The sequence below is a fragment of the Anaerolineae bacterium genome (assembly GCA_013178165.1).
Lineage (GTDB): Bacteria > Chloroflexota > Anaerolineae > Aggregatilineales > Ch27 > Ch27.
This window is the reverse complement of the sequence record JABLXG010000003.1, coordinates 228,320-243,595: the sequence shown is the minus strand read 5'-3', so window position 1 is coordinate 243,595 and position 15,276 is coordinate 228,320. Positions and strand designations below refer to the sequence as shown.

At 64.2% G+C, this 15,276-nt stretch carries 15 protein-coding genes; 6 read left to right on the top strand and 9 right to left on the bottom strand.

Going from position 1 to position 15,276, the window contains the following annotated elements; translation table 11 throughout:
• The first annotated feature begins 236 nt into the window (after positions 1 to 236).
• A complete protein-coding gene (locus HPY64_03080) occupies positions 237 to 680 on the top strand; it encodes a cyclic nucleotide-binding domain-containing protein (protein NPV66113.1) in 444 nt (147 codons plus the stop codon).
• Between the two features lie 101 nt (positions 681 to 781).
• A complete protein-coding gene (locus HPY64_03075) occupies positions 782 to 985 on the top strand; it encodes a hypothetical protein (protein NPV66112.1) in 204 nt (67 codons plus the stop codon).
• A 78-nt stretch (positions 986 to 1,063) separates the two neighbouring features.
• Here HPY64_03075 and HPY64_03070 read toward each other — a convergent pair whose 3' ends face one another.
• Together HPY64_03070 and htpG are read right to left on the bottom strand one after the other, a co-directional pair.
• Positions 1,064 to 1,834: a ribonuclease Z gene (locus HPY64_03070; protein NPV66111.1), complete on the bottom strand. Its 771-nt coding sequence runs from the start codon at positions 1,832 to 1,834 to the stop codon at positions 1,064 to 1,066.
• 176 nt (positions 1,835 to 2,010) lie between these two features.
• Positions 2,011 to 4,035 (bottom strand): molecular chaperone HtpG, encoded by a 2,025-nt coding sequence (htpG, locus tag HPY64_03065; GenBank protein NPV66110.1) that lies wholly within the window; start codon positions 4,033 to 4,035, stop codon positions 2,011 to 2,013.
• Between the two features lie 356 nt (positions 4,036 to 4,391).
• Here htpG and HPY64_03060 point away from each other — a divergent pair, with 356 nt between their 5' ends.
• Complete coding sequence (locus HPY64_03060; GenBank protein ID NPV66109.1) at positions 4,392 to 6,176, top strand: hypothetical protein; 1,785 nt, start codon at positions 4,392 to 4,394, stop codon at positions 6,174 to 6,176.
• Positions 6,177 to 6,267: 91 nt separating this feature from the next.
• On the opposite strand, the gene moaC is transcribed toward HPY64_03060, so the two are convergent.
• Genes moaC through moaA form a run of 4 tightly spaced genes read right to left on the bottom strand, consistent with a single transcriptional unit; the run spans position 6,268 to position 8,395 of the window.
• Positions 6,268 to 6,699, bottom strand: coding sequence for a cyclic pyranopterin monophosphate synthase MoaC (gene moaC / locus HPY64_03055; GenBank protein NPV66108.1), 432 nt, complete (start codon positions 6,697 to 6,699; stop codon positions 6,268 to 6,270).
• A complete protein-coding gene (locus HPY64_03050) occupies positions 6,696 to 7,145 on the bottom strand; it encodes a molybdenum cofactor biosynthesis protein MoaE (protein NPV66107.1) in 450 nt (149 codons plus the stop codon). Before HPY64_03050 ends, moaC begins: the two co-directional genes overlap by 4 nt.
• Before the next feature lie 14 nt (positions 7,146 to 7,159).
• Positions 7,160 to 7,408, bottom strand: coding sequence for a MoaD/ThiS family protein (locus tag HPY64_03045; protein ID NPV66106.1), 249 nt, complete (start codon positions 7,406 to 7,408; stop codon positions 7,160 to 7,162).
• Between the two features lie 6 nt (positions 7,409 to 7,414).
• A complete protein-coding gene (gene moaA, locus HPY64_03040; protein ID NPV66105.1) occupies positions 7,415 to 8,395 on the bottom strand; it encodes a GTP 3',8-cyclase MoaA in 981 nt (326 codons plus the stop codon).
• Between the two features lie 220 nt (positions 8,396 to 8,615).
• Here moaA and HPY64_03035 point away from each other — a divergent pair, with 220 nt between their 5' ends.
• Together HPY64_03035 and HPY64_03030 are read left to right on the top strand one after the other, a co-directional pair.
• On the top strand, positions 8,616 to 10,316 hold the full coding sequence (locus HPY64_03035; protein ID NPV66104.1) for a WD40 repeat domain-containing protein: 1,701 nt from the start codon (positions 8,616 to 8,618) through the stop codon (positions 10,314 to 10,316).
• A gap of 31 nt (positions 10,317 to 10,347) precedes the next feature.
• Positions 10,348 to 11,049 carry a hypothetical protein gene (locus HPY64_03030; GenBank protein NPV66103.1) on the top strand — a complete coding sequence of 234 codons (702 nt, stop codon included), beginning with the start codon at positions 10,348 to 10,350 and terminating at the stop codon, positions 11,047 to 11,049.
• Between the two features lie 25 nt (positions 11,050 to 11,074).
• Here the strand turns inward: HPY64_03030 and HPY64_03025 are convergent, their stop codons facing one another.
• The gene (locus tag HPY64_03025) at positions 11,075 to 12,235 is read right to left on the bottom strand and encodes a peptidylprolyl isomerase (GenBank protein ID NPV66102.1); all 1,161 of its coding nucleotides are present in this window, start codon (positions 12,233 to 12,235) and stop codon (positions 11,075 to 11,077) included.
• A gap of 243 nt (positions 12,236 to 12,478) precedes the next feature.
• Complete coding sequence (locus HPY64_03020; protein ID NPV66101.1) at positions 12,479 to 13,270, bottom strand: alpha/beta hydrolase; 792 nt, start codon at positions 13,268 to 13,270, stop codon at positions 12,479 to 12,481.
• 167 nt (positions 13,271 to 13,437) lie between these two features.
• On the opposite strand from HPY64_03020, the gene HPY64_03015 reads away from it, so the two are divergent.
• Positions 13,438 to 14,211 carry an RNA methyltransferase gene (locus HPY64_03015; GenBank protein ID NPV66100.1) on the top strand — a complete coding sequence of 258 codons (774 nt, stop codon included), beginning with the start codon at positions 13,438 to 13,440 and terminating at the stop codon, positions 14,209 to 14,211.
• Positions 14,212 to 14,273: 62 nt separating this feature from the next.
• Here HPY64_03015 and HPY64_03010 read toward each other — a convergent pair whose 3' ends face one another.
• Positions 14,274 to 15,254 (bottom strand): aldo/keto reductase, encoded by a 981-nt coding sequence (locus tag HPY64_03010; GenBank protein ID NPV66099.1) that lies wholly within the window; start codon positions 15,252 to 15,254, stop codon positions 14,274 to 14,276.
• Between the last annotated feature and the right edge of the window lie 22 nt (positions 15,255 to 15,276).

Genomic DNA, 15,276 nt, shown 5'->3' with positions numbered 1-15,276 from the left:
CATCGTTCGCAGGTACTTGCGTCGTTCATCAATGGTCATCTGTTCGTCGCTGGACATGGTTCCCTCGGTAACATTATCTTTTGAGTGAACCATACCCCCTCGGTAACATTTTGCGTGAAAGAATACGCCTGCTTGTCCGGCTTTCTGGATAGCAGTACAATGCCGTTAGGGATCATCATGGCTGTAACGGGCGCCGGGCGCGCCTGCGGCTCAAGCGTGGGAGATAGCCAAAACGCATGACCAACGAACTGGTTGAACTCCTTAAAGGCGTCGAACTCTTCGCCGGATTGACCCAGGAACAACTGGAACGCCTGGCCCGCATCAGCCGGCTGGTCGAGGTCCATGATGGCGAGACTATCTTTTCCCAGGGCGAAGCCGGCCACACGCTCTACATCATTCGCGAAGGGCAGGTGGAGGTGATCCTGGAGGATCCGCAGGCGGGCGGCCAGACTGCGGTCTACCTGGGCCGGGGCCAGATTTTTGGCGAAATGGCCCTGATCGATTATGGCGAGCGCTCCGCGACCATCCGCTGTGCCAGCAGGAAAGCGGTGCTGGTGGTCATCGAGCGGGAAGCATTCGAACGGCTGTGCGCGGAGAATACCGCGATCGGCTACGTGGTCATGCGTAACATGGCCAGCGATCTCTCGTTCAAGCTCCGCCACCGCAACCTGGAAGCCTGATCCGTTCAAGGTCGCCAGTACGCAGGGCCTGAGAACTCTGACGAAAGGAGGGCGCGCCCTCCCCTGATGTCGCTTCTGACACACCGGGCGCCAGTAAGATCATGATTTATAAAGTCAGTTATGTGGTCATAGGCGGCAAGCATCCCGGCGGCATCATGAACCACATCGAGCCGCCCAAAGTGGGCGACCGTGTGGAGATCGGCAAGATGACCTTCGAAATTATCGAAGTGCAGGAGATCATGCCTCCGCGCGGCGACTTCCAGTTCCTGCACGCGACGGTGCGCCCGATCGAGCCTGCTGCCTAAGGGGGCACCGCCGCTATCCCGCATGAAAACCGCCGGGGATGCTCACCCGGCGGTTGGTTTTAGAAGGTCGGCGCTCCTTCAGACTTCGTAGATGGCAAAATCCTCGGCCAGTTCTACCGGGCCGTTAAAGGCCCGCCGCGCCTCCGCCACCAGATGATCGGTTGAGACGGAACCGTGCCGCCCGAAGACTTCGTAATGGATCAGCACCAGGCGCTTGGCCCCGGCCTCGGCGGCGATCTCGCCGGCCTGTTCCGCGCTGGAATGACCGATGCCGTCCGCGCCGGCTGCTTCGTGGATGAGCAGGTCGGCGTTGCGGGCCAGGTCGAGCAGGCTGCGGGTGGGGGCGGTATCGCAGCTATAGGCCACCACAAAGCCGTTGCGCTTATCCTCGATGCGCACGCCGATGGTCGGCACGTAATGGCGCACCGGCCAGGAGGTGATGCGGAAGTCGTTGTTTTCCAGCAGGAGCTGGTTATCCCGCTGGAGTACTTTGTGGAAAGCCACCGGGAAGAAATCCGGCCATTCATCCCAGGTGAACATCAGCATCATGTCCTCAACGCGGTTGAGGCAGTGATGTAGCCCGTACACGCGCAGCGCCCGCTGCCGCCCCAGAAACCACATGTTGTTGAGCAGGATGGGCACGCCCAGCACGTGATCCGGGTGGAAGTGTGTCAGGATCATATCGGTCAGGGCTTCGTAGTCGATGCCGACCTTGCGCAGGCGGGCGATGGGGTTGGAGCCGCAATCGATGAGGACAACGCTCTCCTGGCCTTCCAGGACCATGTGAGTGTTGTCGTGCGTCATGTCCGGCACGATCGCTGCCGAACCCAGGATGATGAGTCGCGCCATGCTGACCTCGCCGGGTAACGGATGAGTTGCGCCCCACAATAGCCCAGAATCGCCCGGCGCGCAATTGCGGCTCCCCACAGCCCGGCTCAGTCATCGGAGGCGCTATAGAAAACGGCGGCGGGAACGCCTTCCGCCGCCGCAACGATCAAATCCGGGAGCAGTATGCTGCGCCACCCCTACCCGGTCACCTCTTCCGCTGCCGCCTGTCCTTCGCCTTTTGCCTGCTTCTTCGGTTGCCGTTTCTTTGTGGTCTGCTGCCTGGGCGCAGCATGCTGCGCCCCTGCCCGGCCACCTGGCCCCCCGGCCTCCTTTATAGCAGCCTCCTGGCTTCTGCTCTCCGTGGCCGCGGCCATGATTGTCTGGATGCGCCCGACCATCTCCGCCGGGTTAGGGTGCAGCCCTTCCAGCAGGAGGGCGTTCTCAAAAAGCTGCTCGATCACCGCCGGGATCAGAGCGTCCAGCGGGTTAGCCTGCAACGCCTGCGCCAGATTCCGGATCAGGGGATGGCGGCGGTTGATCTCCATGACCCGCTTGCCCGCCTGGAAGTTCTCGTCCACATAGCGCCGGACGCGATCCAGGTTGCTCACGCCGGGCACATCGTCAGGGACTACCAGCCGGACCGGGCTTTCGGTCAGTCGCGCAGCCTCCCGCACGACGATCACCCGCTCCGCCAGGACTTCATTGAAGCGTTTAAGCAGCGGGTCAAACAGCGCGTCGGTCAGCATCTCGCCGGTCGATTCCGGCGCAGCGGGCATGTCCACATGCGCGTCGGCAATGCTCTGGAAGGCATGTCCCTCATAGTCGCGCAGGGCCATCATCATGAAGGAGTCGATTGGCTCGGTTAGGTAGAGCACCTCAATGTCGGACGCCCTGAACGGATCCAGGTGCGGGCTGCGCGTGATCGAGGCCAGGTCTTCCCCGAACAGGTAGTAGATCTTGTCCTGTCCTTTGGCCATGCGGGCCACATATTCGGCCAATGAGACCCAGTCCTGCGGCCCGGTGCGGGATGAATGGAAACGCAGCAGCTTGAGCAGGTACTGATGATCCCCTGGAGAGGTGGCTACACCTTCCTTGAGGAAGGGGCCGAATTGCTCCCACAGTGTCCGGTAGCGATCCGGCTCGTTGACGGCCATTTCCTCCAGATGGCGCAGCAACCGACGCACCAGGTTGCTGCTGACTTTACGCATAAACGCATTAGACTGCACGCTTTCCCGCGAGACATTAAGCGGCAGATCTTCCGAATCGACCACGCCTTCTACAAAGCGCAGGTATTCCGGCAGCAGGTCAGGCGTGCGCTCCTGGATCAGGATCTTGCGGCTGTAGAGCCGCAAACCGTGATCGCGGGGGGCAAACGGCCCGCGATCTCGCCGGGCGGGAACATAGAGGATGGCATGCAGGTCCAGCGGGGCCTCGCTGCTGATATGGACATAGGTCAGCGGGTCATTGGTATCCAGGGTAATCTGGCGGTAGAAACTACGGTAGGCTTCCGCCTCGACACGCTGAGGAGACTGCCGCCATAGGGCGGTCTGCTGGTTGGCGGGGCGCGGCGCTTCCCCTTCCGCTGGCTGGCCGACATAAATCGGGAAGGCAATGAAATCGCTGTGACGCTTGATGATCTGCCGCAGCCGCCATTCATCGGCGAACTCGGTAGCGTCTTCTTTGAGTGTGATCGTAATGGCTGTGCCCCGGTGGGGCATCTGCTCCGGTCGTAATTCCTCCACCATGAAGCTGGGCGAGCCATCGCAGGTCCAGCGTGCAGGCAGCGCCGACGGCAGGTACGAGCGTGAGGTTACCTCCACCCTGGAAGCCACCATGAATACGCTGTAGAAGCCCACTCCGAACTGCCCGATGATGTTGGTCGCGGCGTCGCCCTTCTCCTTGAGCGCCTGCAGGAAAGCCGACGCCCCGGACTGGGCAATCGTACCCAGGTTGGTGATCAACTCGTCGCGGGTCATGCCCACGCCGGTATCGCGGACGGTGATCGTGTTAGCCTCTTTGTTGACCGTGATGTATACGGCCAATTCCGCTTCCGGCTCGTAGACGGCTTCCGCGGTATGCATTTCAAACTGCAGGCGGTGCAGCGCATCCGAGGCGTTGGACAGCAGTTCCCGCAGGAAGATCTCGCGCTCGGTATAGAGCGAATAAATCAGGATATTGAGCAGTTGCTGAATTTCTGCTTTGAACGTAAACGTCTCGGCCATAGGTCAGCCTCCCGGCGTTACCGTTCGTTTCACAAACTGTTGGAATCGCTATCTCTGAGCCAATTACTCATTATAACGGTCTGCGGAGGCAGGCGGCCTTTTTCTTGCGCAACTCTTACACAGCCGGGAATAAGCACTGAAACCAGCGCAGCCAATCAGCCATACCTCCATACCCGTCCAAAACCGCCATTTCCCCAGGAATAGAATAAATCTTACAATACAGGTAGCGTTTGTATCCATTTCCTGCCCGATGGCCGTATAGTGGCGTCTTTTTTTCTGGCAGAGACGGTGTGAACGCTTTCAATGGCGGTAAGTAGTTCATGTCCGATTGATTTTTGTAGCGAACAGGCCAAACCATGCTTTCCACAAGGCGTCTTTCCATTGCCGTACCCATCACCGCTGTGCGTCTGCTGCTGGTGGCGGCCCTGCTTTTGCCGCTGTTGACCGGCGGCCAGCCAGCCCGGGCTGGCGTGCTCCAGACCATCTCCGACTTTCTGAGCCTGGGCGCCAATACCATCCGCGAGATTCAGGAGGCGATCCGCGTCGCCGGGGAGGAGGTGCGTGTTACGCTGGAGCAACTCCAGGGCGACCTGGCCCAGATCATGGCCGATCTGCAGCGTGCCTACCAGGATAACCTCAACATCACCCTCAACAGCCTGGACGCGGCTACCCGCAATAAGCTGCTGGAGCTGCAGGCCCTCATGGAGGGCGTACACGAAAAGATTCAGGAGGATATCCGCCTGGTCAGCGCCGAGGCGCAGGAAGTCATCCGCCAGGCCAGCCTGCAGACCCGCCGTGTCGCTGACGAGCTGCGCCGCGACCTGGAGGAAGTCATCATCGTCGGCGGGGAAACCGCCGCTTTTGTCCTGGATCGCGCTTTCTACAACGCGATTCTGATCGTGGCGCTGGTGCTGCTGGGCATCGGCCTGCTGGTTTTCGTCTGGTTGCTCTTCACCCGGCGGCTACCCCAGGGTGGCCTTAGTCGGGTGTTGGCCCTGCTGTTCATGGCGCTGTATCTGGTGGTCTTCGGAGCAATTGTGCTTGTGCCGCAGGCGCGCGCCTTCGTCATGACCACCACCGGTCTGGGCCTGCGCGAACGGCTGGAGAAGATCACGCTTGCCCCGCGCATCCTGGAAGTCTTCCCGGAGACGATCACTATCGGCACTACGCGGGAGGTGCAGGTCTGGGGCAGCAGCCTGACGCCCAACAACGAGCGTCCCTCGGCCACGATCGGCGGCCAGAGCGTAGCCATCAACGCGGCCAGCAATGAGCAGATCGTGCTGGATGTGTCCGCCCTGGGCGTGCCGGACGGCAGCACCGATCTGGTGCTGACCTACACCGGGCGCGATCCGTTAACCGCTGTCGTGCGTGTGCTGCGGCCAACGCCCGTCCCTGCACCGGCGGAACTGCGCATCACTGGCTTCACGATCAGCCCGGCTTCGCCGGTCGAGCGCAACAACGCCCGCGCTACCGTGACGATCCAGAACGCCGGGCAGACGGCGGCCCGCAACTTCCACGTGCAATGGCGGCCCCGCGCTACCGATACAGCCACAGGCATCACCCGTTCCGTCGCTCAGCTTGACCCCGGCGCAACGGCGTCCTTTACCTTTGACTTTGCCTATATTGGCGCGGGCACGTTCGATACGGTGGCGGTGGTCGATCCCTTCGATCGCGTGCCGGAGAGCAATGAAGCGAACAACAGTGTCACCCGCCAGGTAACTGTCCAGCCGGCCCCACCACGCCAGGCACGGGTGACCGTCAACTTCACCGGCATCACCGTCCATGACGATGCTGATCCGCTGGCTGATGGCGAACTGTGGCTGGACTTCGTGGTTGGTGGGCAGACGGGCCGCTTCCCCAGCAGCGGCACACGCAGCGTCAATAGCGGCGACACCGTGACAATCAACCGCACCTTCACCCTGACGCTGACCGAGGGCACCGACCTGACGATCTTCGTCAAGGGCACGGATGAAGACGCACCGGGCTTCCCCACCTTTGACGATCACGATGACATGGGCACGGTCTCGCGCCGCTACACATCCGCCGTCTCGTGGGGCGCGGGCGCGCATAGCGAGCGCAGCACCTGCCCCGACGGCTGCTATACCATCCACTATACGATCACAGCGGCGTTCCTGAACTGAGCCGCTGCAAAACTACCGCCAGCGCCCCTTCTCCGAGCGGGGAAGGGGCGCTGCTGTTGTTGCGCGGGCGGGCTGCCCTGGATGGATGGCGTCAGCTGGCAGCGTGGTAATCGCCGCTCTTGCCGCCGGTCTTGGAAAGCAGACGCTGATCGCGGATGGTCATCCGCTGGGTGTACATCTTGAGCATATCGTAGATGGTCAGGGCGGCCATACTCCCGGCGGTGAGTGCTTCCATCTCCACACCGGTACTGGCCTTGGTGCGCACGGTGGTGATGATCCGCACGCTGGCGGCGGCGAATTCGTAATCCACGCCGACATACGTCAGTGGGATGGGATGGCAGAACGGGATCAGGTCCCAGGTCTTCTTGGCGGCCAGCGCGGCGGCGGCGCGGGCCAGTTCCAGCGCGTCGCCCTTTTCGGCGCGGCGCTCGCGCAACAGCGTCACCAGTTCCGGCGGCATATCGATGGTGATCTCGGCGACGGCTTCGCGCAGGGTGTCCTCTTTAGCGGAGATGTCTTTCACCGGGCGTCAGCCTCCGGGGATGGGATGCGCAGCGGGGTGCCATCCAGGTAGCGGCTGGCGCCGTCCGTGTAATGCTCTTCCTTCCAGATCGGCGCGCGCGCCTTAACCTCATCAATGGCGTAGCGAGCCGCCTCAAAGGCTTCCGCCCGGTGCGCGGCGCGTACGACCACGTAGACACTGACTTCGCCCAGGGCCAGCGTACCGACCCGGTGGACGATCCGGCAGTGGCGGACGCCAAAGCGGGCCAGCGCCTCCGCTTCGATCTCGGCCAGCACGCGCTCAGCCAGCGCCACATGCGCGTCATAGGTCATGCCGCTGACCGGGCGTCCGTCATTGGTGTTGCGGACGACTCCGCTGAAGATCACCAGCGCCCCGCAGGCGTCGTCCTCAGTCTCTGCCAGCAGCGGGGCCAGTTCCAGCGGAGCGTCTGTTACCCGTGTGGTCATGGTCTGTATCCTTGTTAGCCGCCGCTGACCGGCGGCAGGAAGCCGATCTCATCGCCGTCGTGGATAGGCGTGCCGGGGTCGGCCAGCACTGCGCCGACCGAGCAGGCGAGCGTATCCAGGTGCGCGGCCAGGGCCGGATACGCCTTCAGCGCGGCCTCCACCGCATCGCGCACCGTAGCGCGGTCGCCAGGCAATTCCAGCGCCGCCTGGCGCGTCCCGGCGTCCTGCTTCAGGCGGCCATAGAATGTCACGCGGATGTGCATCAGGGGCTATCCTCCCAGGCTCGACATAACCGTACCGGTCTTTTGCCCGATTTTCCACTGGTGACCGGCGGGCTTGATCCGCGCCGCTTCCCGGAAGCCCTCCTCGATGGCGGCCACATCCCCGGCACGGATGGCCGGGCCGAGCGCGACGTGGATATCATAGGCCAGGCATGGGCGCAGTTCGCCGATGGCCGTCAGGCGGAAGCGGTTGCAGTCCTTACAATACGGGTCGGAGATCGGGGTGATGAAGCCGATCTTGCCCCTGGCGCCGGGTACCTTCCAGTATCTGGCGGGGCCGTTGCCGCGCGCCACTGTCGCCGGTTCCAGGCCGTGCGTGGCGATCAGGCGCTGGCGCACCTCGGTCAGGTCGACGAAACGGGCCATCCCGCCGTTGTGGTTGATCTCGCCGATGGGCATGACCTCCAGAAAGCGCACAATCAGGTCATGCTCGCGGATCAGCTCCAGCCAGGCCTCAAACTCGTCATCATTGATGTCTTTCATGATCAGAGCGTTGATCTTGATCGTCGGCAGCCCGGCGGCGGCAGCGCGCCGGATGCCCTCCCAGACGGTTTCCAGCCAACCGAAGCGGGTAATGGCGTGGTAGCGCTCCGGCTGGAGCGATTCCAGGCTGACGTTGATCCAGTCCAGGCCGCTGGCGACCAGCGCCTCGGCGTAGCGGGCCAGCAGCACGGCGTTGGTGGTCATGGCCACCTGGCGGATGCCGGTCTCGCGCTTGATGCGCCCGATCAGTTCCGGCAGGTTGGGGCGTAGCAGCGGCTCTCCACCGGTCAGCCGGACGCGATCGATGCCCAGGCGGCTGGCGATCTGCAGCGTCAAAATGATCTCGTCAAAGGTGAGCAACTTATCCGACGCATGGAACTGCAGCCCGTGCAGGGGCATGCAGAAGTGGCAGCGCAGGTTACAGCGATCGATGACGGAAACGCGCAAGTAGTTGACGCGGCGACCAAACTGGTCGATGAGGGTCATGATGTGGAGCCTCGCGTTCGGACAATTAAGAATACACAGGTCTTGTTTATTGATTTTAGCAGAAACCGGCCAGGCCGCAACCGGGATCGAGGGTGCAGGCCGGGCGGCCAGCCACGCGGTCTCCTGGCCTCCCGCCTGGCTTCCTTCTTGCCTCCTGCTCCATGCCTCTTTACAATGCGGTTAACGATGATCGCCAGGCAATAATCAGAGGCAAACGACCATGAGCACAAAACCAACGCTGTGGGCGTTGATTGCGGTACTGCTCCTTTTCGGGGGCCTGCCCGCCGCCGCCCAGGAAGGCGTCTGTGATAATGCCCCGCCGCCCCGCCTGACCATCGGCGGCTGGACGGTCGTGACTGCTGCCGTCGCCGGGACCCCGGCTGGCGGCCTGAGGTTGCGCGACACGCCGCGCACCACCGGCGGGGAGCTAGCTGTCTTGCCCGCCGGGACGGTCGCCCGTGTCCTGGAAGGCCCGGCCTGCAACGACGGGTTCCACTGGTGGCGGCTGTTTATCTCGCAGTCGGAGCAGGAGGGCTGGTCCGCTGAAGGGCTGGGCGAGGTGTACTACCTGGCGCCCTCCGCCGCGCCGGTCTATACCCTCACGCCTACCCCCGTGCCAATCGGTGCGACGCCCGTCCCCCCTGCTGCGGAAGCATCCGCCGAATGCCCTGGCGAGACGGCGGCCAGCTACCTGCGGGTGGGCGCAGCGGCCCGTGTGGCCGACCAGGCCCACCCTGTGCGCCTGCGGGCTGAACCAGCCACGGATAGCCTGTTCCTGCAGGTCATCTACCAGGATGCCATCTTGCGGGTGATCGGCGGGCCGGCCTGTGTGGCTGACCGCCGCTGGTGGCAGGTGGATGTCAACGGACGCACTGGCTGGACGGTAGAGGCCGCCGGCGGACGTTACCTGCTGATTGACCCGGCTAACCCGCCGCCGGTCATCGTCGATCCCGCCCTGCTGGCGGATATTCCGCCTTCGCCGCCAGATCTCCCGGCTGATGTGACGCCGGTTCCTACGCCGCGCCCGATCACGCCGCCGCCGGTGATTAAGCGGGCGGCTTACACGCCTGATGGGGCACGGCTGGTGGTGGGGTCGGGGGCCGGGCTGCGCCTGTACGACGCCTATACCCTGGCCCTGCAGCAGACGATCCCGGTTGGCCCGGTAATCGACCTGATCGTCCTGGAAGGCGGGCTGTACGCCGTGGTCTGGGCGACCGACAGCCTGCGCGTGGTGGATGTGACCAGTGGCGCCATCCGCACGGTGCTCGTTCAGGCACCCTATGACCCGGCCTGGGCCGCCGCCAGCCCGGATGGTGCCTGGCTGGTGCTGGGGCCGACCTCCGATGGCACGCCGGCCACGCTGTGGGACCTCAACCGGGCTGGCCCGCCGGAGGTGGTGCCCTACTGGTGGCCCGGCTGGGGGGTGATCCGTGCCGCTTTCAGTCCGGATAACCGCTATGTCGTGATCAACGATGTCATTAACGTGCGCACCTGCCAGGTTGCCGGGACCGGTTGCCAGTTTGACCTGGTACGGAATGACTTCCTGCCAACGGGCATCTTCGGGGCCATGACCTGGTCGGGTGACGGGGCCTGGGCGGCTGGGTTCAGCGATCGTTTCTGGTTGTGGGATGGTGATGCGCTGGGCGTTGGCTTCACCCTGCGCAGCACGCTGGTAGGGGGCGACCCGCGCCGGGTCGCGCTCAGCCCGGACGCAACGCGCGGCGCAGTGGCCATCAACCGGCTGATGGAGGTGTGGAACCTGGAGGTGGGCAACTACTATGTTGAGCGGGTGGTGGAACTGCCCGGCGCGGTCGGCAGCCTGGCCTTCCGCCCGGATGGCGCACACCTGGCCGTTGCCGCCGGTGACAGAGTCGTGATCTACGATCCGGCCACCGCTGCCGCCATCCAGCAGATCGAGTAGCGGCCCTGCGCTGCCGCTGCCAGGAAATAGCATGCCGCCCACTTCGGTCATTGGCACGCTCAACGAAGCACCGCTGCACGCCGCGCTCAAAGCCTGGTACGCCGCGCCCGGCGCACAGGCAGAGGTCATGGTCGACGGCTATGTGATCGACCTGGTGCAGGACGGCCTGCTGGTGGAGATTCAGACGGGGAACTTCGGCGCGATCCGGCGCAAGCTGACCGCCCTGACTGCCGCCGGGCATGCTGTCCGGCTGGTCTATCCGGTCGCCCGCGAGAAGTGGATCGTGCGCCAGGGCGCTGTGCCCGGCGCTGAAGCCCGCCGCCGCTCCCCCCGGTGCGGGATGTACGCCGATCTGTTCCGGGAACTGGTCAGTTTTCCGCGCCTGATGCTACAACCCAACTTCACGCTGGAAGTGCTGTTGATCGAGGAAGCGGAATTCCGTCGCTACGACGGGCGCAGCTGGCGGCGGCGCGGCTGGGCTACCGACCGCCGTGAACTGCTGCGTGTCCTGGAACGGCGGCTATTCCGGACGCCTGCCGATCTGCTGGCGTTGCTGCCGGAGGCGCTGGCCGATCCATTCACGGTGGGCGACGTGGCGCGGACGCTGGGGGTGGGCAGTCGCCTGGCCGGGCAGATCTGCTACTGCCTGCGGGAGATGGAAGCCATCCGCGCCGATGGCAGGCGAGGCCGGGCCTATCTCTACCGGAGGGGCAGCCCTCAACCAGGCGACTGAGGGCTGCCAGCGGGAAAGTAGCGCGCTACTCAGCGCCGGAGCTGATGGTTTCCGGGCGGAGCAGGCTGTTGAACGCATCCTCAAACAGCGGCAGAGCCAGCGCTTCCGGCAGGAAGGCGGCGATTTCCGTGTTTTCCGCCGTGACGACGACCTCCTGCATGGTCACAAAGCGCCCCCGCTGCAGGTAAGCGCGGGCGACGACTGTGTCGGTGTCACAATCCTGCTGTGGGCGGGTGTAAACAGCGTAGGGCAGCGCAATCTCGGTGTAAGGGCTAAAGCCCTGGGCGGCCAGCAGATCGGCCAGCGCCTCGTCAGCCAGTGCGGCGGCGGCGTCCTCAGCCGTCGCATAGGCGTCCAGCTGGTAGGAGAAGCCAGGGATCGGGAAGGTCGCCAGATTGCAGTCCGGGCTGGCATAGACCGCCCTCAGGCTGTAGATATGGTTGTGGGCGTTGTAGTAGGTCTGTGCGTCCATTTGCGCGCCCTCTACTGTCTCAATCAGCGCGGCGGTGTCAAAGACGCCACTGGTCGCTGCGTCATAGGCAAAGCTGGCGGAAAGCATCTCGCCGAAGGGGGCGCCGAGACGGTCAAGCTGGACGGGGACATACGCATCCACCTGTTCCAGCGCGGCCTCAGCTTCCGGACGCCCGGCAGGGGTGAGGGTTTCTTCCACAGCGGCGACATTCTCCGCGCCTTCCACGATCACCACCGTCTCTAGCAGCATGCCCGGCTCCAGCGCCTGCTGGGGATCGCGCAGGCGGATGCGCTCTACATTACCCTGCCCGGCCAGCACCTCTCCAAAGATGGTATGCTTGCCGTTGAGCCAGTCAGCCGGCGCAGTGGTGATGAAGAACTGGCTGCCGTTGGTGTCCTCTCCGGCGTTGGCCATCGCCAGCAGACCGGGCCGATCGAAGATGAGGTCGTCGACGATCTCGTCCTCGAACTGGTAGCCGGGATCGCCACCCCCGGTGTTGGTCGGATCGCCGCCCTGGGCCATGAATCCGGCGATCACGCGGTGGAAGTTGGTGTTGTTGTAGTATCCGGCGCGGGCCAGAAAGACGAAGCTGTTGACGGTGACCGGGGTTTGCGCCTCAAACAGGTCGATCAGGATCGGTCCGGCTGTCGTGCAGAACACGGCCAGATAGTCTACCCCCTCCGTCAGGACATCTTCCGCAGCAGCAAAAGTCAGGACATCGGGCGTCTCGGCAGGCGTCGCGGCAGCGCATAGCTCGGTGGGTGTCGGCGGGGTATCCTGTGCTGCTGCCGGGAGGATGGCGGTTAGCAGCAGCACGGCCAGCAGAGTAAGCAGGGTGTACTTGTTCACAGGTCAGTCCTTTGCCATTTCAGGCGTTAGCAGCGGCTAGATCGCCGGGAAGCGTAAGTGTAGCATGGCGGCAGGCCACAGGGATTAAGGGGCGGTGAGAAAGAAAGCCTAGTAACCGTACGTCCTGGCGTCCCCCGCCTCGACATGGGCCAGAAAGCTGCCTACAAGCTGCCGGAACTCCTCCGGCTGCTGGTCGTGAACGGGGTGGCCGCAGTCAAAGAGGATCAGCCGACCATGCCCCGCGCGTTCCAGGTAGTGCTCGGCATACTCGGCGGGGTTGAGCCGATCTTCGCGCCCCAGCATCATCAGCAACGGCGCGGCGATCCGGTCAGCCGTGCTCAGGCTGACATCGCCGTCGCCCACATCAATCATGTGCAGCACGGCGTCGATCCACCCCTGGGCGAAAGCGTCGCGGTCGGGGATGCCATGCAGCGTCATTTGCGTCGGGGTAGGGGCCAGGCGCTCGCGGTAGCCGGGGGCGGTTATCACCTCGCGCAGCTGTGGGCCAAAGTAGCCCACCGCGCCCCAGGCTACGACCGAACGGAAGCGCTCCGGGGCTAGCCCTGCCGCCAGCAGGGCGATCTCGCCGCCATCGGAATAGCCCAGCAGGTGGGCCTGGGCGATGCCCAGGGCGTCCATGAAGGCCAGCAGGTCACCGGCGTCGCGGCGGTAGAAGTCTGGTGGAAAATCGCGCGGCTTGGGACGCGAACCGCCATAGCCGCGCATCGACGGGCCGAGCACGCGGTAATCCGCCGCCAGCCAGTCGATCACCCGGCCCAGGTGGCGGCGGGCGGTGCCCAGCAGACCGTGCACGGCGATCACAACCGGCCTGGCGGAATCCTCCAGGGCGGTGTCCACATATTCCAGCCGCGCCCCGGTGGCAAGGTCAACATAGGGCATGAGCGAGAGCCTCCTGGTGTATCCGGACTGCGTACAGGCTGTTTGTACCACATCAGGCCGCGCCGCGCATTGCCGGGGTTAATCGGCGGCAGGCCGGATGCCGAGGCCAGGACGTTGTGGTTAAATTGTAGCCGGGTGTGGAGTCATCAATGCGGAGGAGTTGTTCGGTGGAACCAGCGGATGAAGGGCAACAGGCAGTTCTTGAAGGGCACATTGCTATTCAGGCGGCGCTGGAAGCGAACAGCCGGCCTGTCTACACCGTCTACATCGACCGCGCCAGCCGCGACCGCCACGGCGACCTGGCCCGTCTGGCCCGCACGGCAGAGGTGGCGGGCGTGCCGGTAGAACGGGTAGATGCAGCAGCGATCGCCGCCCGCGCCAGCGGCCAGACTCACGGCGGCGCGATTGCTCTGTGCGGACCGCGCCGCTTCGTCCCGCTGGAGCGTCTGCTCCCGTCGGATGGCCACGCGCCCTTCATCGCCATGATTGACGGCGTGGAAGACCCCTTCAACTTTGGGCAGGCCATCCGCGCCCTGTACGCAGCGGGAGCGGATGGGCTGGTTGTGCGACCGCGCAACTGGATGAGCGCGGCGGGTATCGTCGGGCGGGCCTCCGCCGGGGCTTCGGAGCGCCTGCCAACGGCTGTTGCGGAGGAAGCGGAAGAAGCTGCCCGTTTCTTCCGGGCGCGCGGGTTGACCATCGCCGCCACCGCCTACCTGCCGCGCGCTGTCGCCCTCTACGACGCTGACCTGACCGGCCCGCTGTTCCTGCTGATCGGCGGGGAAAAGCGCGGCGTCACCCGCTCGTTTCTGGAGCGAGCCGATCTCGTGCTGCAGATTCCGTATGGGCGGCGCTTTGCCGGATCGCTGGGGACGACGGCTGCTGCTGCTGTGCTGGCTTTTGAGATCATGCGCCAGCGCCGGGGGCTCCTGCGGGAGTAAAGCTGCCGGGGCCGGGGACAATGTCAGACGACGATGCACCCCGGCAGCACAGCGACAATCCGCTACCAGGCGTAATGTTCTGGCGCAGTCTTGTAGCCGGGGAAGATCTCGTCGAGCGTCTTGAGTTGTTCCTCGCTCAGCTTAATCTCCAGGGCGCGTAGAGAAGCGCCGGTGAGCTGATCCATTGTGCGCGGGCCGATGATCGGCGCGGTGACCGCCGGCTGATGCAGCAACCAGGCCAGAGCCACCGCCGCGGGTTCCTCGCCCATCTCGGCGCAGAAGGCTTCCCAGCGCTCCAGCTGCGGGCGCATCTCCTCGATGCGCTTCTGCATATTCTCCGAGGCGCGGCGGCCTTCGTTCTGCTTCTTGAGCACGCCACCCAGCAACCCGCCACCCAGCGGCGACCAGGGGATCAGGCCCAGCCCGTAGGCCTGGCAGGCCGGGATGACCTCCAGCTCGATCATACGGGCGGCCAGGTGGTACAGGCTCTGCTCGGAAACCAGGCCCATGAAGTTCCGCTGACGGGCGATCTCGTTGGCCTGAGCAATGTGCCAGCCGCCAAAGTTGCTGCTGCCGACATACAGCACCTTGCCCTCGCGGACGAGTTGCTCCATCGCCTGCCAGATCTCTTCCCAGGGGGTGTTGCGGTCGATGTGATGCATCTGGTACAGGTCGATGTAGTCGGTCTGCAGGCGGCGCAGGCTGGCCTCACAGGCGTGCTTGATGTGCAGGGCGGAAAGGCGGCTGTGGTTGGGCCAGTCGCCCATGTCGCCATAGACCTTGGTGGCCAGCACGACCTTCTCCCGTCGCCCACCGCCCTGGGCAAACCAGCGACCAATGATCTCCTCGGTCGTGCCCTTGCGGTTGGATTTGCCCCAACCACCATAAACATTGGCCGTGTCAAAGAAGTTGATGCCCAGCTCCAGGGCTTTGTCCATGATGGCATGGCCGTCAGCCTCGTCGGTTTGCGGCCCGAAGTTCATCGTGCCCAGGCACAGGCGGCTAACCTTCAAACCAGTCCGGCCAAGATAGGTGTATTCCATAACGACTATTACCTCCTCGTAC